Origin of the sequence: Psychrobacter pocilloporae (assembly GCF_029872915.1) — a bacterium.
GTDB classification, from domain to species: Bacteria; Pseudomonadota; Gammaproteobacteria; order Pseudomonadales; family Moraxellaceae; genus Psychrobacter; species Psychrobacter pacificensis.
Genome location: NZ_PGFT01000001.1, coordinates 3,034,362 through 3,058,713, shown reverse-complemented (window position 1 = coordinate 3,058,713; position 24,352 = coordinate 3,034,362). Strand labels below are relative to the sequence as shown.

General features: G+C 42.8%; 22 protein-coding genes. 15 read left to right on the top strand and 7 right to left on the bottom strand.

What is annotated here, in order from left to right; all coding sequences use genetic code 11:
* Positions 1–8: 8 nt before the first annotated feature.
* Entirely contained in the window at positions 9–1,508 is a 1,500-nt protein-coding gene (locus CUR83_RS13060; RefSeq protein WP_093070144.1) for a SulP family inorganic anion transporter, read from the bottom strand.
* A gap of 668 nt (positions 1,509–2,176) precedes the next feature.
* Between CUR83_RS13060 and murD the strand changes: the two genes are divergently transcribed.
* Entirely contained in the window at positions 2,177–3,613 is a 1,437-nt protein-coding gene (gene murD, locus CUR83_RS13055; RefSeq protein WP_093070146.1) for a UDP-N-acetylmuramoyl-L-alanine--D-glutamate ligase, read from the top strand.
* Between the two features lie 288 nt (positions 3,614–3,901).
* Positions 3,902–5,098, top strand: a complete 1,197-nt coding sequence (gene ftsW / locus CUR83_RS13050; RefSeq protein ID WP_186474963.1) for a putative lipid II flippase FtsW — start codon at positions 3,902–3,904, stop codon at positions 5,096–5,098.
* A 107-nt stretch (positions 5,099–5,205) separates the two neighbouring features.
* Here the strand turns inward: ftsW and gluQRS are convergent, their stop codons facing one another.
* From gluQRS to CUR83_RS13020, 6 genes are all read right to left on the bottom strand, one after another.
* Positions 5,206–6,186: a tRNA glutamyl-Q(34) synthetase GluQRS gene (gene gluQRS, locus CUR83_RS13045; protein ID WP_379542900.1), complete on the bottom strand. Its 981-nt coding sequence runs from the start codon at positions 6,184–6,186 to the stop codon at positions 5,206–5,208.
* Positions 6,187–6,426: 240 nt separating this feature from the next.
* Complete coding sequence (gene dksA, locus CUR83_RS13040) at positions 6,427–6,864, bottom strand: RNA polymerase-binding protein DksA (RefSeq protein ID WP_071002794.1); 438 nt, start codon at positions 6,862–6,864, stop codon at positions 6,427–6,429.
* Positions 6,865–7,336: 472 nt separating this feature from the next.
* Positions 7,337–8,179 (bottom strand): metallophosphoesterase, encoded by an 843-nt coding sequence (locus tag CUR83_RS13035; RefSeq protein WP_071002795.1) that lies wholly within the window; start codon positions 8,177–8,179, stop codon positions 7,337–7,339.
* A 527-nt stretch (positions 8,180–8,706) separates the two neighbouring features.
* The gene (locus CUR83_RS13030; RefSeq protein WP_071002796.1) at positions 8,707–9,522 is read right to left on the bottom strand and encodes a metal ABC transporter permease; all 816 of its coding nucleotides are present in this window, start codon (positions 9,520–9,522) and stop codon (positions 8,707–8,709) included.
* 125 nt (positions 9,523–9,647) lie between these two features.
* Positions 9,648–10,445, bottom strand: coding sequence for a metal ABC transporter ATP-binding protein (locus CUR83_RS13025; protein WP_083328917.1), 798 nt, complete (start codon positions 10,443–10,445; stop codon positions 9,648–9,650).
* Between the two features lie 91 nt (positions 10,446–10,536).
* On the bottom strand, positions 10,537–11,115 hold the full coding sequence (locus CUR83_RS13020; protein ID WP_058023499.1) for a Fur family transcriptional regulator: 579 nt from the start codon (positions 11,113–11,115) through the stop codon (positions 10,537–10,539).
* Positions 11,116–11,314: 199 nt separating this feature from the next.
* On the opposite strand from CUR83_RS13020, the gene CUR83_RS13015 reads away from it, so the two are divergent.
* The 13 genes from CUR83_RS13015 (at position 11,315) to CUR83_RS12955 (ending at position 24,319) form a co-directional block, all read left to right on the top strand.
* Positions 11,315–12,196 carry a metal ABC transporter solute-binding protein, Zn/Mn family gene (locus CUR83_RS13015; RefSeq protein ID WP_284719788.1) on the top strand — a complete coding sequence of 294 codons (882 nt, stop codon included), beginning with the start codon at positions 11,315–11,317 and terminating at the stop codon, positions 12,194–12,196.
* 286 nt (positions 12,197–12,482) lie between these two features.
* Positions 12,483–12,881, top strand: coding sequence for an ATP synthase subunit I (locus CUR83_RS13010; protein WP_071002798.1), 399 nt, complete (start codon positions 12,483–12,485; stop codon positions 12,879–12,881).
* Positions 12,882–13,564: 683 nt separating this feature from the next.
* Complete coding sequence (gene atpB / locus CUR83_RS13005; protein WP_058023502.1) at positions 13,565–14,431, top strand: F0F1 ATP synthase subunit A; 867 nt, start codon at positions 13,565–13,567, stop codon at positions 14,429–14,431.
* 33 nt (positions 14,432–14,464) lie between these two features.
* The gene (gene atpE, locus CUR83_RS13000) at positions 14,465–14,713 is read left to right on the top strand and encodes a F0F1 ATP synthase subunit C (RefSeq protein WP_010197960.1); all 249 of its coding nucleotides are present in this window, start codon (positions 14,465–14,467) and stop codon (positions 14,711–14,713) included.
* 117 nt (positions 14,714–14,830) lie between these two features.
* Positions 14,831–15,301: a F0F1 ATP synthase subunit B gene (locus CUR83_RS12995; protein WP_071002799.1), complete on the top strand. Its 471-nt coding sequence runs from the start codon at positions 14,831–14,833 to the stop codon at positions 15,299–15,301.
* Between the two features lie 13 nt (positions 15,302–15,314).
* Entirely contained in the window at positions 15,315–15,938 is a 624-nt protein-coding gene (locus tag CUR83_RS12990; RefSeq protein WP_093070149.1) for a F0F1 ATP synthase subunit delta, read from the top strand.
* A 93-nt stretch (positions 15,939–16,031) separates the two neighbouring features.
* Positions 16,032–17,576: a F0F1 ATP synthase subunit alpha gene (gene atpA, locus CUR83_RS12985; RefSeq protein ID WP_071002801.1), complete on the top strand. Its 1,545-nt coding sequence runs from the start codon at positions 16,032–16,034 to the stop codon at positions 17,574–17,576.
* 209 nt (positions 17,577–17,785) lie between these two features.
* Entirely contained in the window at positions 17,786–18,667 is an 882-nt protein-coding gene (gene atpG, locus CUR83_RS12980; protein WP_058023506.1) for a F0F1 ATP synthase subunit gamma, read from the top strand.
* A 38-nt stretch (positions 18,668–18,705) separates the two neighbouring features.
* Positions 18,706–20,139 (top strand): F0F1 ATP synthase subunit beta, encoded by a 1,434-nt coding sequence (atpD, locus tag CUR83_RS12975; RefSeq protein WP_071002803.1) that lies wholly within the window; start codon positions 18,706–18,708, stop codon positions 20,137–20,139.
* 115 nt (positions 20,140–20,254) lie between these two features.
* On the top strand, positions 20,255–20,671 hold the full coding sequence (locus CUR83_RS12970) for a F0F1 ATP synthase subunit epsilon (protein WP_093070152.1): 417 nt from the start codon (positions 20,255–20,257) through the stop codon (positions 20,669–20,671).
* A gap of 609 nt (positions 20,672–21,280) precedes the next feature.
* A complete protein-coding gene (locus CUR83_RS12965; protein ID WP_071002805.1) occupies positions 21,281–21,997 on the top strand; it encodes a response regulator in 717 nt (238 codons plus the stop codon).
* Between the two features lie 322 nt (positions 21,998–22,319).
* A complete protein-coding gene (locus CUR83_RS12960) occupies positions 22,320–24,008 on the top strand; it encodes an ATP-binding protein (protein ID WP_212564091.1) in 1,689 nt (562 codons plus the stop codon).
* Between the two features lie 131 nt (positions 24,009–24,139).
* Positions 24,140–24,319 (top strand): hypothetical protein, encoded by a 180-nt coding sequence (locus CUR83_RS12955; RefSeq protein WP_058023511.1) that lies wholly within the window; start codon positions 24,140–24,142, stop codon positions 24,317–24,319.
* The last annotated feature ends 33 nt before the right edge of the window (positions 24,320–24,352 follow it).

The window sequence follows — 24,352 nt, the reverse complement described above, 5'->3', positions numbered from 1 at the left end:
AGATTTGCTTAATCTAATAAGCCAATATCTCGGCGATCGTGAATAGAGAAGCGGTCAATCAGTGTTCGACTCGCATTGTTGAGTCCTACCACTTTGACATTAATACCTTCACGTTGCAAGCGCATGACCAGCTTGTCCAAGGTATCAACAGCACTGATGTCCCAAAAATGTGCATTGCTGACGTCAATTTGAATGCTGTCTACCGCTTCTTTGGTATCAAAGCTATTCAAAAACTGTGTCGTAGAGGCAAAGAATACCTGTCCTTGAACATAATAATAACGGGTATTGCTACTATCATCGTACTCACTGAATATGGTTAAGAACTGACCAATCTTATTGGCAAATGCTAAGGCAGATAGCAACACGCCAACACCAACGCCATAAGCTAAGTTGTGCGTAAAGACAGTGGTCAATACCGTCGCTAGCATCACTATATTGAATGACATCGGATGGGTTTTGAATTCGCGAATAGATTGCCAGTTAAACGTGCCAATCGATACCATAATCATGACAGCAACGAGGGCTGCCATTGGGATTTGGCTGACCCATTCACTCAAAAACACCACCATGATAAGCAGTACTACACCTGCGATCAAGGTAGAAAGGCGCGTGCGTCCACCGGATTTTACATTAATCATTGACTGACCAATCATCGCACAGCCTGCCATACCACCGAAGAAACCTGACACCACGTTAGCTATGCCTTGACCACGGCATTCTTTGTTCTTATCACTTGGCGTATCGGTCAGCTCATCGACAATCGTCGCAGTCATCATAGACTCTAATAAACCCACAATGGCAAGCGCAATAGAATAAGGAGCAATAATCAACAATGTATTTAGGTTCAATGGAATATCAGGCAATAAAAACACAGGCAACGAATCTGGCAAATCACCCATGTTACCGACGTTACGAATATCAAGATTCATATACATGGCGACCGCTGTCAAACCAACGATACAAATCAATGGAGAGGGAATCACACGGCCTATTTTAGGGATAAGTGGAAACAGATAAATAATTGCCAAACCCACAGCTGTCATGATATATACCGTCATACCGACACGCTCAGTCATGGGATTTAATTCTGGTAACTGGGCGGCGAATATCAATATTGCCAGTGCGTTGACAAAGCCAATGACGACTGAGCGCGAGACAAAGCGCATCAAATTACCAAGCTTTAGGATGCCCATGACGACCTGAATGACGCCGCACAATAAGGTCGCAGCCAGTAAATACCGCAAACCATGATCGGCAACCAAATCAACCATGACTAAGGCCATAGCACCCGTTGCTGCCGAAATCATACCTGGACGACCACCGACAAAACTGATCACCACAGCGATACAGAATGAGGCATATAGGCCGACTTTTGGATCCACACCTGCGATAATAGAGAAAGCAATGGCTTCTGGAATAAGCGCCAAGGCGACAACCAAGCCCGATAAAACGTCACCGCGAACGTTGGAGAACCACTCGTCACGCAAGTTATCAACAAAAGATATCATAAGTAAACTACATAGGGTTAGAGGCAAAAAAAGTAATCATTACTCATTTATAAAATGATCGTGTCACTAAAAATAGCTATTCATTTTTCTTTTACGTCAACATGCACAGGTCATGTTGCCGTGTTGGAATGTGAAAGGTCAATCATAAGTATGTCTACTGATTTTTTTGGTATCACAAATACGCTCATCAATATTCAAAAAGATGATAAGAGCAATAAAACTACCTAAAATATGGTTTGAACCAGATTGCTTAAAATAGGCTATAAAAAAGACCTATCGTAAGACATAGAATCAGCAATCACTTGCTGCAGTAGAGGGTAATCAATAATCTGCCAGAAAAGAATGCGGGTCTGACATCTCGTTGTAACACATGAATCATTGCTAAAGAGACGTGACAATAGCGCGATTAATGTGACAACATGATAAACTAAAATGCTTGGGTGAACTGCTTTATCATATAGCAGTGTCACGCATCAATTAAGTTAGCTATTATAGCATTAGCCACTGAATATAAAAATAGGCGAATAATAGCACAAACACATAAAAAATCAGTACCGAAATCTGAACGATACCGTTATGATGCTTGTCATCTCGACGGTGTCATTTGGAGTCGCTATCCGCATCAGTGTGCTTGATGACATCTCGCTCGTTCAATAGAAGGAATAGATATGACCGCTCATAACGCAACAGAAACCTTGATCCACAAGGGTAATGGTCTACAGGTCGTGGTTGGTTTGGGACAGTCTGGGTTATCGGTCGCGCATTATCTTGCCAAACAAGGCTATCAAGTGGCGGTAACAGATGCACAGGTCGCGCCTACACTGGCAGCACAATTGCCAGATGAGATTGAGGTTCGTCAGTTTGGTACCATTGACGCAGAATTATTGCAGCAAGCTGCCCGCATTATTATCAGTCCTGGTATCTCGCTTGACACACCTGCCATTGCAGCAGCTCGTCACGCAAATATTCCCGTCGTCAGCGACATTCAGCTTTTTTGTGAGGCTTGTACGGTGCCGATCGTGGCGATCACAGGCTCCAATGCCAAAAGCACCGTGACCACCTTAGTTGGGCAAATGGCAGCAGACGCTGGTATCAATGTGGGTGTAGGCGGCAACATAGGGATACCAGCACTCACTTTGCTGGATAATACGAACATGGAGCTGGCGGTGCTAGAACTATCTAGCTTTCAACTAGAAACCGTCACAAATTTGGGGGCAAAGGTTGCCACTGTCCTCAATATGTCACCAGATCATCTCGATCGCCATGGTGATATGCTGGGCTACCATCAGGCCAAACATCGTATTTTCCAAGGCGCTAAGTCCGTCGTCATCAACCGTGAGGATGCACTCACCCGTCCATTGGTTGCAGACAATCTGCCAAGGATCAGTACTGGCATCCATGCGCCTGACAAAGGACAGTACGGCCTGATAACAGATGGGGAAGGTCAAACATTTATTGCGCGTGGTACAGAAAGGTTACTGTCCGCAGACAAACTGTTGATGAAAGGACGTCATAATCTGCTAAACGCGCAAGCAGCTTTAGCGCTCGGTGAGCTTGCAGGTTTGCCCCTTGAGAGTATGCTCGAAACGTTACAGCAATTCACAGGTCTTGAGCATCGCTGCCAGTATATAGGGAGCTTTGCTAATATCGACTATTTTGATGATTCTAAAGGCACCAATATTGGCTCGACCATGGCTGCTATCGAAGGGCTAGGCGCGGTCTATGCACCAAAAGATGGTAAGCTATTATTGATTTTGGGCGGGCAAGGTAAAGGTCAGCAGTTTGGCGAGTTGACGCCCTTTATCAATCAGTATGTCAGCCAAGTGCTGTTTATTGGTGAGGATGGCAAGCAGATTGAGCAGCATTTACGCGCAACGAAATTAAGCGACGATGTGGCATTGCATCAATGCCAAACATTAGAAAACGCCTTTGTCACTATTCAGCAAGTCACTGCCAGCAGCCTATCGCAAGTGCAAGCGGTATTGTTGTCACCTGCCTGTGCCAGTTTTGATCAATACAGTGGTTATGCGGCTCGCGGTGAGCATTTCAGTCGATTGGTTGCTCAGTTAGACACGGCACAATCAGATAGCACGATTATCAGTTAAAAGTTTTAAATGGCTATGGGCTCGAACAGATTAGCTTAGATAGTGTAGTAGCATGTGAGTTACTTATTAACCAAAGCAGCATTTCTCGTATAAATGATTGTTTTGCTTATAAATTGCTGCTACTGTCGATCGTAATGACTCTGGTTGCTAGATAAATGATTGCTCAAGCATTTTTTGATGATTGAGGGTTTTTATCATCGTCTATCTAGTAAGATTTACTTTATGATTTTTTAAACGGTGGCGTTTCATAGACGTCGTGTTTTTTCGTTTGTTAGTGTATATAAAATTATGGCGCTCTCTTCTTTTTTTCGTTCTTCGCCCAAAACCAAGCAAGCCTCTGGCTCAGATGGTGTGCTTTCTATGCCATCAGCGCGCGCAATTTTACTATCGAGCGTAGGTTGCATGATGGTACTTAGTCTGCTGATGGTGGCTTCTGCTTCTATTCCTTTTGCGCTCAGTCGCGGTATGACGGAGCTGTATTTTTTCAATAATCAGCTACTTTACATGACGATTGGGTTAATCGTCGCCATTATCCCTTATTATGGTGTGTCGTTACGGACGCTATATAAGACTGAAACGCAGTTTCTTTTGTTGGGTATTACTGGTATTTTGCTGGTGGCAACGCTGTTTAGTACACCCATTAACGGCTCTAAGCGCTGGCTCACGCTGGGAGGCTTTAACTTTCAGGTAGCCGAGTTGGCTAAGCTTGTCATGATTGTGTTTGTCTCTGATTTTGTGGTGCGCCGCTCTTTTGAGGTTCGTAATGGCCTAGACGGCTTTTTACGCATTATGCTAGTGGTGGTACTGATAACGATACTGCTATTGTCGCAGCCAGATTTTGGTTCTTTTGTCGTTATTTTGGGGACGCTATTTGCGATTTTTTATATCGCTGGAGCACCTTATAAGCATTTCTTAGCATTGGGTGCGGCAGCCGTTGGTGGCGCAGTGTTGATGGTGACCACGGCAGAGTATCGATTGGTACGTGTGATGTCGTTCATGGATCCGTTTGATGATGTGCAGGATACCGATTATCAGCTGGCACGTAGTCTGATTGCTTTTGGCCGTGGACAGTTTACCGGGGTTGGTTATGGCGAAAGCGTGCAAAAACTGTCGCATTTGCCTGAGGCGCATACTGACTTTTTATTGGCGATTACGGGTGAAGAATTGGGTTTTGTTGGTGTCAGTATGGTATTGATACTTGAAGCATTGATTATCGGTAGTGCGATGCGTATCAGTTACAACGCGCTAAAACGTCGCCAAATGCGCATGAGCTATACCGCGTTCGGTATCGGTGTGGTGTTTATTGCGCAGACGATTATTAATGCGGCGATGAACATGGGTGCCATTCCTACCAAAGGTCTCACCATGCCATTCTTTAGTTATGGCGGTTCTTCAATGTTGATTAGCTTGATGATGGTGGCTTTATTATTAAAAATATATAAAGAAAGTCCTGAGATTGAAAAGAGCCAATGCCGCTACTACTAAAAAGTTTAAATTAGTCTATACATTCTATGATCAAGCACTAAAAAAGCGCCGCAAACAGTGGCGCTTTTTGCTATCTATTTTTTTTGTGAGTTGCTTTTTAGTTATCTTCAATAAGGCGAATTCAACTGCTGCTTCCCTCGTAGCGGCGTATTGTCCCATTGAGCAATTGCTTGCTTGAGCATATTGGCTGGTGTGTCGATATCGACCTTTGGTTGCTGGAGTAGCTCTAATCCATGAGTAATGAGACGGCTTGGGTCTGAGGTATCAATTGGCTGCGCAAGATTTTGCTTAGAGAGCTTTTGACCGTCAGCATTATTGATTAATGGTAAATGATACCAATGGTCGATGGTTGGCAGTTGTGCCGCCTGCATGATACTGATCTGTGCTGTGGTCATGGGTAAAATGTCCAAACCACGCATGATATGAGTTACCTGTTGTAGGCCGTCATCAATGCTGGCTGCCAGTATATAATTGATCATACCGTCTTGACGACGAGCCACCATATCTCCTAGTGTCTGCTGCGGATTGTCCCATTGCAGTCCTTGGATACCATCGTGAAAGCCAATTTTATAGTCTGGCAGCTGTATACGTAATTTATGCTGTTGCCTATCAAGGCCAGATGCAACACAGCGTCGTGGGTAACGCTGTCTGTTTGGCTGCGTTTGATTGCATGGTTGTGTTAAGTTAGCATTATTGTGATGTCTATTAATTTCCTCTTGCGCCCAATATTGCTCTAGGTATTTGCGTGAGCACTGGCAGCCGTAGGTCAATGGGCGTAACGATGAAGACAAGTATTCGTTATAAATATCAATACGTTCAGACTGATAAATGACATCACCGTCCCAGTGCAACCCAAGCACCTCTAAGTCCATCAAAATCTGTTCAGTAAACTGTCTATCACAGCGCTCGGTGTCGGTATCTTCGATACGCAGCAGCCACTGTCCACCGAGCGATTTGATATGGCAAAAGCTTGCAAGTGCCGTGGTCAAAGAACCAAGGTGCAACTCACCCGTTGGTGAAGGGGCAAAGCGGCCAATAGGCTGGGATGATTTGGTGTGAGATGGCGTATCAGTAGGAATAGTTTTCACAATAAATGGCTATCGATAAAAATAATACAGATAGAATAATAAAAATCAGGTCCAAAAGATATTTATTAAATGAGATTGTTTCGTGAGCAAAGGCAACATTTCACCAACGCTCCCTCTACTCAACACAGAGTAGGGGGAGCGTTTGCGTGAAGAGGCAGTCATCTAAACGGTCGTCTAAAATGCAAAAAGCGACCACTCATAGGGTCGCTTTGTTTTACAGTCATCTTAGTTCTATCTGATTTAAGCGCCTTGGTTTTGGCGTTCTTTAATCTCAGACAAGGTCTTGCAGTCGATACATTGGGTTGCGGTTGGACGTGCTTCTAGACGGCGCAAACCGATTTCTACGCCACAAGTTTCACAAAATCCATAGTCATCATTTTCGATTTCCAATATGGATTTGTCGATTTTGCGGATAAGTTTGCGTTCACGGTCACGTGTGCGTAAAGCAAGGGCAAACTCTTCTTCTTGAGTGGCACGATCATTGATATCAGGCATGGCGCTTGATTCGTCTTGGATGTAGCTTTTGGTACGATCCGCTTCGCCAATCAGTTGGTTTTTCCATTCCAACAAAATCGCCTTAAAATGCTCTAACTGTGCATCAGACATATACTCTTCGTCTGGGGCTGGCACATAAGGAGTAAACTTGACTTCACTTGGATTTGTGGTCACGGTGCTCATATAGGTATCCTACTTTTTCAAATTAATTCAATAAAACGACGTATCAAAAGACAAGACGTTATCAGTTTTACAAACGCTATAATTTGTCCTTTTATCAAACGTTTTACCACTTGGTAACACAAGTAACACAGCTGATCAAATAATATCGTTATGCTGGTCTATCGGTATCGACACACCATTGCTTAGGTATACTGCGATGCAAAATTTTCGTTCAATAGCATGGCTGCAATCATGTGGTAAATGACTGACTGTGAAAAACGATTTTAGCTACTATATTGCTGACTAATGTGAGATATCAGGTCATTTCGCTTCATTTTACAAGTTGTATCATTGTTTTTAATAATAATGAAGTTATTTTTTATCCTGATCTCATTTTTGCTTAATCTACTCTCTAGTGCCACTTCAGTTAATAGGTGCTAAATCCTTGACGTGTAAGCGCTATAGCTATTTTATGCACCAATAAATATGGGCATTAAGTATCCAGTCTTTCAATCCAGCTTGCAACCTTTCCATTGTTGGCTAATTGCAACCAGCGGTAACCAGGCAAGCAAGCTTCATCGTAAGCAAAATCATGCGAATAAGGTTTAAATTGATAGCAGGTAGATGGTGTGCTATAAACAGTCACACCTTGACGATGACGAATCTGCTCTTGGTGAGTATGACCGCTAATGATTACCTGTAAATGCTCAAAAGGCGCCATATACTCCCAAAAAGTTTCAGCGTTTTGCGCCATATGGGTGTCAATCCAGTCAGAATCTACTGGGATGAGGTGATGGTGTAGGGCGATAAGCGCAGGCTTATCACATGCCTCAAGCCGTTTGCATAACCAATCAATATCTGTAGTGGTTATCTCACCTGCCACTTTCCCTGTGATAGACGAGTCTAATAACAGTAGCTGCCAGTGATCACTCTCAATGATGTGCCGACTGAGTAAGCGTGAGTCAGCAGGCTGGGCAATGAGTGTCCGCTGAAAAAACGGCAAGTCTTCACCATTCTCATCAGTCACATCGTGATTGCCAGCGATACATACAAAAGGAATTTGAGTTGCCTGTAGTACGGCAAAAATATGGTCATAGGTGGCGGGCTTTACTTTACTGACCAGATCGCCAGTCACGATAATCAAATCACAGCGAATATCTTCACTCAGTGCTTGCTGCAGTACAGCTTCAAAATTACGCTGACAATCACCCACTTCATTGACATGACTACTGTCAGTATCAGCAGCGACAGGCGTAGATAGATGCAAATCAGTGATTTGTAAAATATTTATCTGTTCATCGGACGTGCTGATTTTATTGACGGGATAGTTCGGCATTGGGTCGGTCCCTTATCGAATCAAAACAATGGTCATTGTGAGAACGAATATGGATAAATGATCTACTATTTTCAAAATTATATTAGGGCGTGTTGAACATTCGACCATGGCACTGACAGCGACTATTTTTTAGGCGATTCGATGTTAAAAATAATAAGTTTAGTCATTCTAAGCGCTTATTTTTAACGATGAAGCGGCAAAAAAGAGTCCTGTCCCCTGCTTTTATCGTTGGGACTGATGCTAAAATTGCCCCATACTGCGTTACAAATCTCGCTAAGGCATCTGCATTATCGTCGCTTTGTGCCTTGTCTGGAACAATTTTAGCGATCAGCAGTGCCTATTTGTGAATGTTCAACACGCCCTAATCTATTATTAACACTAATTAATGACGAGTCATATAGTGAATCGGTACAAATAATGGCAAAGCAAGTTTATAACATAAAGCCAATGAAAGCTCTAGTGATATCAATGAAATAAAGTTGACTAAAGCAGATGTATAATGCTGCTATAGCCTATATATCAGCACGCTAGCGCGCTGACCGAAATTTTATTTTGGCTAGCTTCGAAATCATTAGCGCGATAAAAAACAATATCGCTAATATCAATACGATAGAGAGTCCAGTCTGGATATCTAGCCAGATACTTCCCCACACGCCAAGCGTCACGCCGAGCTGCGCAATGATAAACGCTGTGATCACCATTTGTTTTGGTGATGAAGACCATAAGCGTGCCGTTAGTGCAGGTAATACCAATAAACCACTGATCAATAAGCTTCCAACAGCTTGTAGCGCAATCGCACAGAACCCTGCAAGAACACCCATAAAAAATAGTCGCTGGCGGGTCGGGTTAATGCCTTGAATGCGAGCTAATGCTTCATGAGTTGCAAGTTTTATTTGAGCGGGCCAAATATACAATAGTAGCCCCAACCCAGCCAGTACACTACCAGCGAGTAGTGGCAAATCCGCCCAGTCCAGTTCAAGTAAATTGCCAAATAAAAACCCCAAGACATTGGCTTGTTGATTGGTCAGCTGCGTTAAAGTCAATAGCCCCAAACACAACAGCGTGACGGCTACCACCGCAAGCACGGCATCAGCTGGCAGACGGTCATCATCCATCAGTACCAGACACAGCACCACCGCTGCACTAACCAATGCCACACCTATACCCATGGGCAACTGCCACCAAGCAGCAAGTGCGACTCCAAGCAAGGTACCATGTGCTAAAGCATCGGCAAAGAATGCCATGCGTCGCCACAAGACTAAGCATCCTAAAGGCGCTGATAGTAGGGCTAAAATACTGCCAGCGATCCAAGCAGGTGCAATAATGGCTAACCAAGCGGTCATAAGAAGTGTCCGTAAAATTTTTATAAGAAAAGTTAGTGCTGTCTATCGGTCTGGTAACGCTGGCTTTAACGAATTTGATGTTAGCTATTTTCGATTTAGTTCATCATTGTTTTTGGTCATTATCGTTATAGCTCGCTTGGTGCATGATGCTCGCAAGCATGTGGCTGATGCACATATGGCTGCTCATAATGATGACCAAATAGCTTTTGAAACTCAGAGCTCATAGCAAGCTCGCTTGGTTGTCCTTCACAGCAAATGTGCTTGTTGAGACAAATGACACGGCGACTGCCTTTCATTACCCAGTGCAGATCATGTGATACTACCAGCATCGCACAGCGCAAAAACTCCGGCAACTCATCGATAAATTGATATAACCAAACCTCGGTATCAGGATCGAGACCCTGCATCGGTTCATCTAGAATAAGTAAATTGGGCTTATCTAATAGCGCCCTTGCCAGTAGCACTCGCTGCGTCTCACCACCTGATAATTGCAGCATTTGTCGTGACAATAAATGCGTTAGTGATAAATTATCAAAGATAAACTGTCGCTGCTCAGCGGTAAGGCGTCTCTTATCTGCTTGTCCCAACAAATCGCAGACGCGCAGCGGCAATATGGGTGGCACAGCGAATCGCTGCGGTACATAGCCAAACTGTAGCTGTTGATGAGCTGTGATACTGCCTTTTGTGGATTCGATCAGACCCAAAATAAGCTTGACCAACGTTGACTTACCCGCACCATTAGGTCCGATAATACTGACGGTCTCATTGATTGCAATATCGATATCAATATGTGAGAGCAAACGTTGGTGGCCGATATGGTAGCTGACGTCGTTCAAGCTCAGCAGTTTGCCAGCTTCATTCGTGGTACTACTATTCACAATAGCAGTAGTCGACTGGTTAGAGGGTGAGGTAGACAGGCTCATAGGATAACAACGAATAGGTAAATGGATAATACAAATAAACAATCAAGGACAGCGACGTACTTTTCAGGCAACCAAAGAGCCTCAATAAATCTTACTGGCAAACTTGGCAACGACCACTCAGCTCAATAACACTACGCTCAACCGTAAAACCGACATCTTGTTCAGCGAAACTCATCATTTCTTGTACTGGTAAGCTGCTACATTCTTGAACTCGCTGGCACTGATCGCAGATTAAAAAGGCAGCTGTGTGCTGTGCTCTGGGATGGCAGCAAGGAACATAAGCATTGATAGACGTTAATTGATGAATCAACCCTTCACTTAGTAAAAACTCTAAGCTGCGGTAAACCGTCGGCGGCGCAACATTTTTTGGCGCTCGCTTTTTGGTTGATGGTTTTTCTACAGATTGCTTTGATAAGCCAGATGCTTTTAGCGTATCACTATCATCCATCTCAAAGAGGCGCATTTGCTGCAATTGCGTGATTAAGTCATAAGCACCAACAGGTTGATCAGACTCTAAAACCAGCTGATATATTTGCTGGCGCAAAGGGGTAAAACGTGCACCACTTAGACGACAGTGCTCTTTTGCTGCTGCTAAGCGTTCAATAACGTCATGCGGAGTCAAATCTTGCACATCATGTAAATGTTCGCAATTCGATGAGGTAGTAGACATAGTACAGGCTCCCAAAATAGCATGGTAATCGCATGACGTTTTTTATGATAGCGTTTTCTATTGTTATAGTATAACATAATAAACGTGAAATCGAATCAGTTGTCTCACATCGCTTATATATATTGATCATTTTTTATCCAATGATGCGGCACGACACTGTGACTCATAACTTTGTTACTCATTGATTAAAGAGCTTACCATGAACTCTGCTTTTACTTATTTACGACGCTCAATCATTACGTTACAGCGCTTACTGATTACAGGATTGGTAGTCTTAGGCTCTTTTACATTAAGCGCGCACGCAGCAACGGTCAGTGTCAGCAATCATCCCATGTTTTTACTCAGTCAAGCCGTAACGGAAGGCACACCTTCTGCTAACCAAATTTTACAAGCTGGCGATGTGGGGCATCATAGCAGTATTAGTCCAAGTGATAAGAAAGCCATTCAAGACAGTAAATTTGTGGTTTGGTTTGGTCCCTCATTAGAAAACAGCCTGACTGGCAGTTTGGAGATGGCACCTAATGCCATTGACTTATTTGCTTTTGATGCTTTTACTCGGCATCCTCTTCGTGATATTCAAGGAAAGCCTATTGCGGGCACGTTTGATCCACATATCTGGCTCGATCCTGAAAATGCAAAGGCCATTACTCGTGCCTTAGCTGTTATTCATAGCCATGCCAATCCAGAGTATAAAAGTACCTACCAAGCCAACGCCAAAAAATTTGCACAGCGTATGGACAATGCTGTAGCGAAGATACAGCAATCCACACGAAAACAGCGCCCTTACTGGGCCTATCACGATGCCTATCAATATATTGAAGATGCCACAAAAATAAAGCTGGCAGGTAGCTTAAGCCCAGACCATCACCTTGCCCCAAAAGCAAGTCAATTGCGCTGGCTTAATGATAATCGTCCAACCAAACAAATGTGCTTAGTCAATCAGAGCACCGCTAGCAAAGGATTGCTTGTCAAATTGCAGCCTATCAATACCACTGTCCAAATCGAAGACATGAGCGATAGCGAAGACTTTGTAGAAGGATGGACAGAAATGGCTCAGCAAATCCACCAATGTATATCCTAGAATAGGAATCTATTCGTTAGGGTTGTTCTATAAGCTAAAGTTTTAAAAAGAGTGAGACAGCTGTTTTTCAAGTATCTGGTACGGCTACGTAACATAGCAATACTAGTGGGTTGCGTTAGGTGACTGATAAAAGTCATATTTTACTTGCTTAATAGTGGCTGTCTCCTTATAATAAGTGGCGTTTTATTTTGGTTTAAAGATAATGCCTGTAGAGTAAGTCATTTACGGATAAAAGTGATGTAAGTATGCTATATTATCCCAATGCTGAAAGGCTATAGGAATATCGATGACCAAGCCTGCCAAACGCACGCAAAAAGATAAAATAGGCATCTATATCAAACGGCAAGCATGGATATTGTTTATCCTTATCATTATTGCTTGGATTATAGATACGATTTGGTTACGTAGTGAGCTTACTGTAGCAAAAAGCGCCGCCATTGGTGCGCTGCTCAGTTTTACGACTCAAGTTGTTTTTGCTTTTTTTATCTTTTGGTACACTGGATATCGCGCGCGCCAACATATCGTTAGCCAGCTATATCGAGGTCAGATGGCTAAATGGCTATTGACTGTGTTTGGTTTCGCACTAATTTTTATTACCGTACAACCCCTATCGGCACCTGCGCTATTTATCGGTTTTATGGTAATGCAAATTAGTCACAGTTGGATGTTGTGGCATATACGCTAGCGCTAATAAATGATCACTACATAGATAATTTATTCATAGTAATGGCAAGTCACCCTGCCGTCCAACTTCTCTATGACTAGTTCAAAAAGTCAAAGTACAAAACTGTCCCATGACAGCACCATTGATTATAAAAATCGAAGTATGAGCCTTTATATGAGGCGTAGTATGCAACGACACAATGATAGGGTAGAGTCAATTTAGCTACTAATATCATTGATGATTAAATTTTTACAGTTTAGTTATGGACGACTAACTATATTAGTAGCCGTTATTGTCAGCTAACTTATTCATACATTGGATAATAAAATCATAATTGACTTTACACGAATACTACGCTGCATTAATATAGACAGCTAAATATTTTGTTTATAAGCGCTGCACTAAGCGCCGGTCGTAAAAAAACGGCCAGTAGACAAGCACATATATAATAATTTTGCGTATACATGCAAGGGCTATTACTGAGTTATCATAAGCCCTTTTTTGATAGCTAAAATTTATGTCAAGTTATCAAATATAGCATTAGTAATAGAACTATGGGTTGGATGTTGTTGGTTACATGGGTGCTTTTAGTATGATTTATTTGTTTGCTTAATTGCAGGGCAAATAGAAATAACAAACCCCATCAGATGACAACCATATTTTTGGTAGTTGATTAAATCGTTGATTAATAAGAAGCTTACATTATGGCATCCGAGCAAACATCATCAGAATATATCTCTCACCACTTAACGAATTGGACGTACGGTTATCTGCCGGGCGAAGGTTGGAAAGTCGCTCATACTGCTGAAGAAGCAGCGCAAATGGGCTTTAACGCTATCCATCTTGATTCTATGCTCTGGTCAGTGGGTCTGGGTATTTTATTTTGTACCATCTTTTGGATGGTTGCCAAAAAGGTTACTTCAGGCGTACCAAGTAAAACTCAAGCAGCGGTTGAGATGATCGTTGAGTTTGTTGATAACAACGTTCGTGATTCTTATAGTGGTACATCAAAATTGATCGCGCCATTGGCGTTGACTATTTTTGTTTGGATCTTCTTGATGAACTTGATGGATTTGATCCCTGTTGATTTTATTCCAGGTTTAGCTGGCCAAGTTGGCGCTGCTATGGGTCATGATCCCCATCATGTTTTCTTTAAGATTGTTCCAACGACTGATCCTAACATCACGCTTGGCATGTCGTTCTCTGTCTTTGCACTGATTATCTTTTATAGCATTAAAGAAAAAGGGTTGGGCGGCTTTATCGGTGAGTTAACACTGCATCCATTTAGTGCCAAAAACCCAATCGTACAAGCGATTTTGATCCCGATCAACTTCATCCTAGAAGCAGTTACCTTAATAGCAAAACCTGTATCACTCGGTTTGCGTCTGTTTGGTAACATGTATGCTGGGGAATTGATTTTCATACTGATTGCTCTAATGCCGTTTTGGATTCAATGGGCGTTATCGGTACCGTGGGCTATCTTCCACATCTTAGTTATTACACTTCAAGCGTTCGTATTCATGATGCTGACGATAGTTTATATGTCGCTTGCATCATCAACTGAACATTAATTAGACATTCAATAGGTAAATGAGGATACATCAATGGATCCAGTATTAGGTGGTTACACAGTTATCGCAGTAGCACTACTTATCGGTCTTGGCGCACTTGGCACAGGTATTGGTTTTGCTATTCTAGGTGGTAAATTCTTAGAAGGCGTTGCTCGTCAACCAGAGCTTGGCTCACAGTTGCAAACTCGTATGTTCATCGTAGCAGGTCTTTTGGATGCTATTCCGATGATCGGTGTTGGTATTGCTATGCTATTGTTGTTCGCTAACCCTCTAGCAGGTTAATCCGAAAGCTCAGTTGTACATGTTTGGTGCTCAAGGGTTTTCTATTAAATATAGTCAAGATTTGACTACCAAACATGATCAATGAAACTGGTTTTTCATTAACAAAGAGGTGATCACGTGAATATCAATTTTACCCTCGTCGGTCAAGCCATTGCTTTTGCAATATTTGTGGTTTTTTGCATGAAATTCGTGTGGCCACCACTTATCGGTGCCATCAATGAGCGTCAGCGCAAAATCTCTGAAGGTTTGAATGCCGCAGAAAAAGCAAAAGCAGATTTGGCAACCGCGGAGCAAAATGTCCAGCAGGAACTTGATCTTGCAAAGACCAAGGCTGCCGCTCTAATCGAGCAAGCAAACAAGAGTGCCAATCAGCTCATCGAAGATGCAAAATCGCAAGCCCAAGCGGAAAGCGAGCGCATTCGTCAACAAGCGCAAGCGTCTATCGACCAAGAAATCAATCAAGCGCGTGAATCATTACGTGCCCAAGTTGCTGAACTGGCTGTACTTGGTGCAGAGAAGATTTTGCAAGACAAAGTCGATGTGCAAAAACATGCCAGTATGTTAGACCAACTGGCGGCGAAGCTGTAATTGTGAGGATATAATGGCTGACTTATCAACCTTAGCACGACCGTACGCTAAAGCCGCGTTTGACTATGCCAATGAAAACGGCGCTGTAAACGAGTGGGAAGATTTCTTACTTGTCGCTAGCACTGTTGTCAATGACAAGTCGTTCAGTACTTGGCTAGACAATCCAGCTGTTTCTGCTGAGCATAAGTCAGCTGCTTTGGTCGATCTTTATGGCTCACAAGTAGCCGGTGATAGCGACTCTGCTTTTAAACAGCTACTGGGCGAGAGCAAAGGTTCTCGCTACGGTAACAGTATTAGCTACCCTAAAGTATCACCCCAGCTCAATAATTTTGTTAAGCAGTTGGCGCAACAAGAGCGTCTGGCGCTGCTTCCTGAAGTTTATGAGCATTATCGCCGTCACAAGGCAATAAGCTTAAAGCAGCTTGACGCATATGTGACTTCTGCCTACCCATTGACCCATGAACAGCGTCAAATGCTGCAAACGCGTCTTGCTACATCACTAAATGCAAGCATAGTCATTCATGAATCAGTGGATCCAAGCTTATTGGCAGGCGCTACAATCAAAGTCGGTGACAAAATCATTGATGATTCGATGCGCGGCAAGTTACAACAGTTAAAAACACAGCTAACTGCCTAATGCCATTTATCGACGCAGTCATATAATGTCTGCGTGACAGTAAGAGCATTTGAGTCAGTGGGCGGGTTATCATAAATTAAAGGAAACAAGGCAATGCAACAATTGAATCCAGCGGAAATCAGTAACCTGATTAAGCAGCGTATTCAAGACCTTGATGCGGGTGCAACTGCAAAGAATGAAGGCACGATTGTCAAAGTATCTGACGGTATCGTGCAGATTCATGGTCTTGAAGATGCCATGTACGGCGAAATGATTGAGTTTGAAGGTGAAGTCTACGGAATGGCGCTTAACTTAGAGCGTGATTCTGTTGGTGCAGTAGTACTAGGTGACTTCCTAAAATTACAAGAAGGTCAAAAAGCCTATTGTACTGGTCGCATTCTTGAAGTACCCGTAGGTCCTGAGCTGCTAGGCCGTGTTGTTGACGCTTTGGGTAATCCTATTGATGGCAAAGGTCCTATCGATGCCAAGATGACTGACAAAGTTGAAAAGATCGCCCCTGGTGTTATCGATCGTCAGTCAGTAGATCAGCCAGTGATGACTGGTTATAAAGCCGTAGATACTATGATCCCAATCGGTCGTGGTCAGCGTGAGCTTATCATTGGTGACCGTCAGACTGGTAAAACAGCAATGGCTATCGATGCGATCATCGCACAGAAAGCTTCAGGCATTAAGTGTATATACGTGGCTATCGGTCAGAAACGTTCGACCATCGCTAACGTGGTACGTAAGCTTGAGCAAACTGGCGCACTAGAATACACCACTGTTGTGGTAGCTTCAGCGTCGGAGCCTGCAGCACTACAGTATATCGCGCCTTACTCAGGTTGTACGATGGGCGAATACTTCCGTGACCGCGGTGAAGATGCACTGATTGTATTCGATGATTTATCAAAGCAAGCCGTTGCTTATCGTCAGATTTCACTATTGCTACGTCGTCCGCCAGGTCGTGAAGCCTATCCTGGTGATGTATTCTATTTACACTCACGTTTACTTGAGCGTGCATCACGCGTAAACGCGGATTACGTAGAAAAGTTCACTAACGGTGAAGTGAAAGGTAAAACTGGTTCTTTAACCGCACTACCAATCATCGAAACACAAGCTGGTGACGTATCTGCATTCGTACCAACCAACGTCATTTCGATCACTGATGGTCAGATCTTCCTAGAGTCTAGCTTATTCGCCTCAGGTATCCGTCCAGCAGTCAACGCTGGTATCTCGGTATCGCGTGTTGGTGGTTCTGCTCAGACTAAGATCATCAAAAAGCTCTCTGGTGGTATTCGTACCGCACTGGCTCAGTATCGTGAATTGGCAGCATTTGCTCAGTTTGCCTCAGATCTTGATGACGCCACTCGCGAACAGCTTGATCATGGTGAGCGTGTGACTGAATTGATGAAGCAAAAGCAGTATCAGCCAATGTCAATCTCTGAGCAAGCAGCGGTTATCTATGCATCAAACGAAGGCTTTTTAGCTGACGTACCAGTCGAGAAGATTGGTTCTTTTGAGGAAGCCTACTTGCGTTATATGCATGATGAACAAAGTGAATTGATGCGTGAGATTGATGACACTGCGAACTACAATGATGATATCGCAGGTCGTTTAAAGTCAGCGTTAGAGACCTTTAAACAAAATCACAGTTATTAATTTAACGGGTTAAGCCGAAGTGGTTATGACTGTCGTTAGAAAAGTGGCGCGTTGTCTGACTAGATATTGGCGCCACTGTCTTAACCATGACCGGTATTAGATCGCGTAATGCCACAAGATATAAAATGTTATTCTATAAAAGTGATGTTGTATATCAAATGATTGTTGCATGCGCCAATGCTTTTTAACCCTCTTATATTGGAATCATTATGGCAAGCTTAAAAGAGATACGTGCCAAAGTCACCAGTATTAAAAGCACCCAGAAAATCACTCGTGCCATGCAAATGGTAGCAGCGAGTAAGATGCGCCGTGCTCAAGAGCGCATGGAAGTGGGTCGCCCGTATGCTGATAGTATGCGCCGGGTTATTTCACATTTGGTGCATGCCTCATCAGACTACAAACATCCGTATATGGTATCGCGTCCAGTCAATAAGGTTGGCTATATTGTCATCACCTCTGACCGTGGCCTAGCGGGTGGTTTGAATATTAACTTATTCAAAGCTTTAACTAAAAGTATCCAAGATTATCAAGATCAGTCAGTACAAGCTGAGTTTGCAGTCATCGGTGCCAAAGGTGTCAGCTTCTTCAAAAACTTTGGTGGTAATGTTACATCGGCTGTGACCGATTATGGTGACAAACCAACGTTTGAGCAATTAAATGCACCGGTTCAAGCCATGCTTGAGGACTACAGTAACGGTAAACTTGACCGTATCTATGTGGTCTATAACCGATTCGTCAATGCGATGACTCAGAAGCCAACTGTTAATCAGTTGGTACCTCTACCAGAGCAGTCATTTGGTGATGAAGACAGTGGTCTACAGACAGAACTTAGCTGGGATTATATCTACGAGCCTGACATCAAGACGTTGATTGATGAATTGCTTGGTCGCTATATCGAGTCGATTGTTTATCAAGCGGTAATGGAAAACATTGCCTCTGAGCAGTCGTCACGTATGGTCGCGATGAAAGCGGCAACAGATAATGCTGGTGACCTTATTAACGATTTACAGTTGGTTTATAACAAGCTGCGTCAAGCGGCGATTACCCGAGAAATCTCGGAAATCGTTGGCGGTGCTGCTGCTGTTTCATAATTGACTACACCTATATATAGAAGTTCAAGGAGAACGCAATGAGTAGCGGTCGTATTGTACAGATTATTGGCGCGGTTCTTGACGTTGAGTTCAACCGTAATGAAGTTCCTCAAATTTTTGATGCCTTGCAAGTAGATGGTACCGAAACCACCCTAGAAGTACAGCAACAGCTAGGTGATGGTATCGTACGTACTATTGCAATGGGTTCAACCGAAGGTTTAAAGCGTAACCTACCTGTTACTAATACTGGTGCACCGATTTCTGTGCCTGTAGGTACTGGTACGCTAGGTCGCATCATGGATGTTCTTGGTCGTCCTATCGATGAAGAAGGTCCTGTTACTGCTGATGATAAATGGTCTATCCACCGTGAAGCACCAAGTTATGCTGAGCAATCAAACAGCACTGAGCTACTAGAGACGGGTATTAAAGTTATTGATCTACTTTGCCCGTTTGCTAAAGGTGGTAAAGTTGGTCTGTTCGGTGGTGCTGGTGTTGGTAAGACCGTTAACATGATGGAGCTGATCAACAACATCGCTCTAAAACATGAAGGTTTATCAGTATTTGCTGGTGTTGGTGAGCGTACTCGTGAGGGTAACGATTTCTATCACGAAATGCAGGAAGCTGGCGTTGTAAACACTGAAGACTTTAGTAAGTCTAAAGTAGCAATGGTATATGGCCAGATGAATGAGCCACCAGGTAACCGTTTACGCGTTGCACTGTCTGGTTTGACCATGGCTGAGTACTTCCGTGATACCAAAGATCCTGTTACTGGCAAAGGTCGTGACGTACTGTTGTTTGTTGATAACATCTACCGCTATACACTAGCGGGTACAGAAGTATCGGCACTACTTGGCCGTATGCCATCAGCGGTTGGTTATCAGCCAACACTCGCTGAAGAGATGGGCTTACTGCAAGAACGTATTACGTCAACGCAGTCAGGTTCGATTACTTCAGTTCAAGCCGTTTACGTACCTGCAGATGATTTGACCGATCCATCACCTGCTACAACGTTTGCTCACTTGGATGCAACAGTCGTACTAAGCCGTGATATCGCATCACAGGGTATCTATCCTGCGGTTGATCCATTAGATTCGACGTCGCGTCAGCTAGATCCACAAGTTATCGGTGAAGAGCATTACAACGTTGCTCGTGGTGTTCAGGAAGTATTGCAGCGTTATAAAGAGCTTAAAGACATCATTGCTATCTTGGGTATGGATGAGCTATCAGAAGAAGATAAATTGGTTGTTTATCGCGCTCGTAAGATTCAGCGCTTCTTGTCTCAGCCATTCCACGTCGCTGAAGTCTTTACGGGTGCACCTGGTAAATACGTACCACTACGCGATACCATTGCTAGCTTTAAAGCAATCATCTCAGGTGAGTATGATGACCTGCCAGAACAAGCATTCTACATGGCTGGTAGCATCGATGAAGTTGTTGCTAAAGCTGAAAAAATGAAGTCTTCTGCAGCGTAAGTTGTATGAGCATGAGTTAATGAGTAGGTATAATATAAATTTTATATCTACTCTTTAGTAACGCATCGCAGTGTTTACTGTTTTTTGATTGCGCTTTGATGGTAAGGAGTTAAGTATGGCAACGTTACAATGTCGCGTCGTAAGTGCTCGTGAAGAGTTGTATTCAGGCGAAATTAGCATGTTAATAGCTACTGGTACCGAAGGCGAGATTGGTGTATTGCCAGGTCACACACCGCTGATTACTTTGCTAAAACCGGGTGCAATGCGAGTGCAAAAAGCAAACGGCGAAGAAGAAATCATTTATGTTTCAGGTGGTGTACTAGAAGTACAACCAAAAATGGCAACTGTATTGGCTGATACCGCTATGCGTGCGCACAATCTTGACGAAAGCAAAATCGTTGAAGCACGCAAAAAAGCAGAGCAAATGCTGGTCAATCAGTCTGATACACTACAAACCAATGCAGCTTTAGCGTCGCTTGCAGAATCAGTCGGACAATTACAAACTATTCGCAAGTATAAAAACCGCGCGTAAAGCAGAGTTTTGGTTAGATATTTTTAGCTTGGATTCTCAAGCAACAATAAGACAGTCCTTTATGGACTGTTTTTTTGTGCCTATGGATTTTTTATTGTCAGTCTTTTTTAAGCTAAATTCACTAAATTCAAATAGATGAATCCATCATTCATGTCTTCTTTAAAATATAGCCACTCATCCATTGTCACATAAAATAATATGAGAATTTGTCCAAAAGTGACTGGCGACAATCGTAATATGTCGTTATATTAGACAATGAAACATTGTAAATAGGGAGTGATGATTGAGCGCATGTAAGCTTAATGTATCACTCATTTTGACAATTTATATGTATTTAGGCAGTGATTGGCAAATCAGAATAAAACGATTAGCCAGTAGAGGATAAATCACTTTATTCTTGGACGTAAACTAAAGTTTTATTCGGTATAGTTTATAGGTTTTGTTAACGACTATCAGCTATAGTATAGCAAGCGATAGGTTTAATAGTATACTGTGCTGCTAAGTTTGTAACAGCTATACGAACATCGATTGTGCCACTTTATGGTGCTATTAATTTTTACCGCTCTTACTTTTACTGCTTTTAATTTAGATGTATTAGAGGATATAACAATGACAACGACTGAAGAAGACAACACCCCCCGAATCTTGATTGTTGAAGATGATGAGCGTCTGGCCATGTTGACTCAAGATTACTTGGTCAAAAATGGTTTAGAAGTAGCAATTGAAACTGATGGTAACCGCGCTATTCGCCGTATCGTCAATGAGCAACCAGACATGGTCGTACTTGATGTTATGCTTCCTGGTAGCGATGGTCTGACCGTATGCCGTGAAGTGCGTCCGCATTATCAAAATCCAATTCTGATGTTGACTGCCCGTACTGAAGACATGGATCAAGTACTCGGCCTTGAGATGGGTGCTGATGATTATGTTGCCAAACCCGCCCAGCCGCGCGTACTATTAGCTCGTATTCGTGCGTTATTGCGCCGCTCAGAAAATGCACCATCAGAAGATGTGCCACAGCGTCTAGAGTTTGGTGAGTTGGTCATCGATAACGGTGGTCGTTCAGTCACGCTTAGTGATGAGCTGGTAGATTTTACTAGCGCCGAATATGATTTATTATGGTTACTTGCATCGAATGCTGGTCGCATTTTATCGCGTGAAGATATCTTTGAGCGCCTGCGCGGTATTGAATATGATGGTCAAGATCGCTCTATTGACGTACGTATCTCGCGTATCCGTCCAAAAATCGGTGATGATCCAGAGAACCCAAAACGTATCAAAACAGTACGTAGTAAAGGCTACCTGTTCGTGAAAGAAGGTAACTAGGTCGAACTGATTCATATAGTCATGAAATATTGAGAATCACTTCACAAAAAAACCAGCCATTATGCTGGTTTTTTTGTGGCTAAATTTTAATTTTTAAACTTAAATGCGGTGTTATGTGGTTTAATTAAGCAATTATTATAGACGCTGATTAAATACATAAACTATTTGCACGTTTTTTATGGAACATAATGGTATATGAACTTGAGTATATTATTTGGCGTTTAATCATTCTATTCTACAGAGCTTGATATTAGTAATATAGCAGTGCTCATAGGCTATAAGATATCAGCAGTTTTTATTTATTAAGTTGGTCACGGCACGTATGTCATTAGTCTCTTCTTTAAAACACAGTATTTTTGTTCGTATCTATGCTGGACTACTCATAGTCTGTTTGTGCGTAGCATTGTTTGCGCAGTTATTGATGGGTACTATCAATAAGGAGCGTGTACAGTCCTACCGTGAAAACATGGCAATGGGGGCTTTTCATTTGGTGAGCGAAGGTATTTCTCACCAAAACACTGCAGAAGAGCGTGAATACTGGTTGTCTGATGCAAGTAGTTTGTTCGGGGCAAATTTTAAAATCATACCTATTGATGACATAGATTTTACCGCAAGCGAGCTGAGACGTTTTGAAAATGACAATACCGTTGTGCGTTATGTCGAACAGCCTGTGTATGCAGATGTTTATTATCGCTTGCCGGATAATGAGAATGTCCTAACAGCACGGATATCGGAGGTTACGGAGCAACAAGTCAGAGCAATTGCGGTCTTTTTATTGGACGATTTGTCTTATGAAGTCACCTTGTCTGATAAACGTGCACGCTTGGCCGAACTTGAGGAGAAATTTTCTTTTCCTCTGGCATTTGTGCCTGTTAACACGCTCGATTTAGATTCAGATCAAATGTCACGCCTACGCCGCGATGAAGTGGTCATCTCATTACAAGACCCTAATAGTAGTACCAGTAGCTCGGCCATCAAGATAGTGGTTCCGTCTGAAATCAATGATATGGCAGTCTTGATAGGCCCTGTACCCTTATTTAACTGGTTTCCACTTAATTTGATTATTAGTATGATCCTGATTAGTATGTTTTTAATCAGTTTGGGTGTTTATGCGCTCATTTTCCCACTTGAGCGCAAGCTACAGCTGATTCAAGTTGGTGTTAATGAGGTGAGTAAAGGCAACCTTGATATTCAAGTACAAGTCATTGGTCAAGATGAGATCGCACGTCTATCAGCCACCTTTAACGCAATGACGTCACATATAAAGCGTTTGATTGAGTCGCAACGAGAGCTCACGCGAGCCGTATCACATGAGCTTCGTACGCCAGTTGCTCGTATTCGATTTGCGGTAGATATGCTGGCTGATACTGATGACGAAGATTCACGCTTTATGCAGCGTGACTATATCGATGAAGATATCGAATCACTGAATGGCTTGATTGATGAGATTTTAACTTATGCCAAGCTCGAAGAGGGCTCGCCAAAATTAGATTTAGAACCAGTAAATCTCAGAGAGCTGCTACAGCAGATTGAGCGTGAGACCAATGCACTAGGTAAGCCGATTAAAATAGTGACCAACTTGCCAAATGCGAAAGTAACCGCGATTGCTGATCGACGCTATCTGCACCGTGTGATTCAGAATCTTGCAGGTAATGCTTTACGTTATGCTGAAACTACTATTATCGTGAGTGCTGGTGTTAAGAAGGGCAATGCTTTCGTTAGCGTCGAAGACGACGGTCATGGTATTCCTGAGGCTGATCGTGAAAAAGTATTTATACCGTTTTCGCGCTTGGATGATAGCCGTACACGAGCATCAGGCGGCTACGGCCTAGGTCTGTCTATTGTATCGCGCATTGCCTTTTGGTTTAATGGTAGTATGAAAGTAGATGAGAGCCGAGAACTTGGCGGCGCAAGATTCGTAATGACATGGCCTATCAAACCATTGACACAAGTTTTGGCTGCTGATGAATTGACGCAAGAAAAAAGCGAACGCGATTTTGATACTAAATAACAATGCTGAACAATGATGACAAGTAAAAAGTTGTCATCATTAAACGAACCTGATTACCAATATTTTGATAATCAGGTGTCATGCTTGCAGCAGCTTATTCTAGGATAGTTTGACAATACAGGAGGCAAAGGATGCCATATTTATTTGGTGGCTTGGTGCTATTGAATGCGATTACGCTGGGTTACTACTTGTTTCTAAAGCAGCCATCAACAACCCAAACGCTAAAGACAGCCAAAGAAGAAATTACTCAGCCATTAGCATTTACTAATAGTGCTGAATATATTCCGCCTATCATTGGTAGCAAAGATTAATTTATCCACGCAGGGTTTGTCTGAGCTATAGTG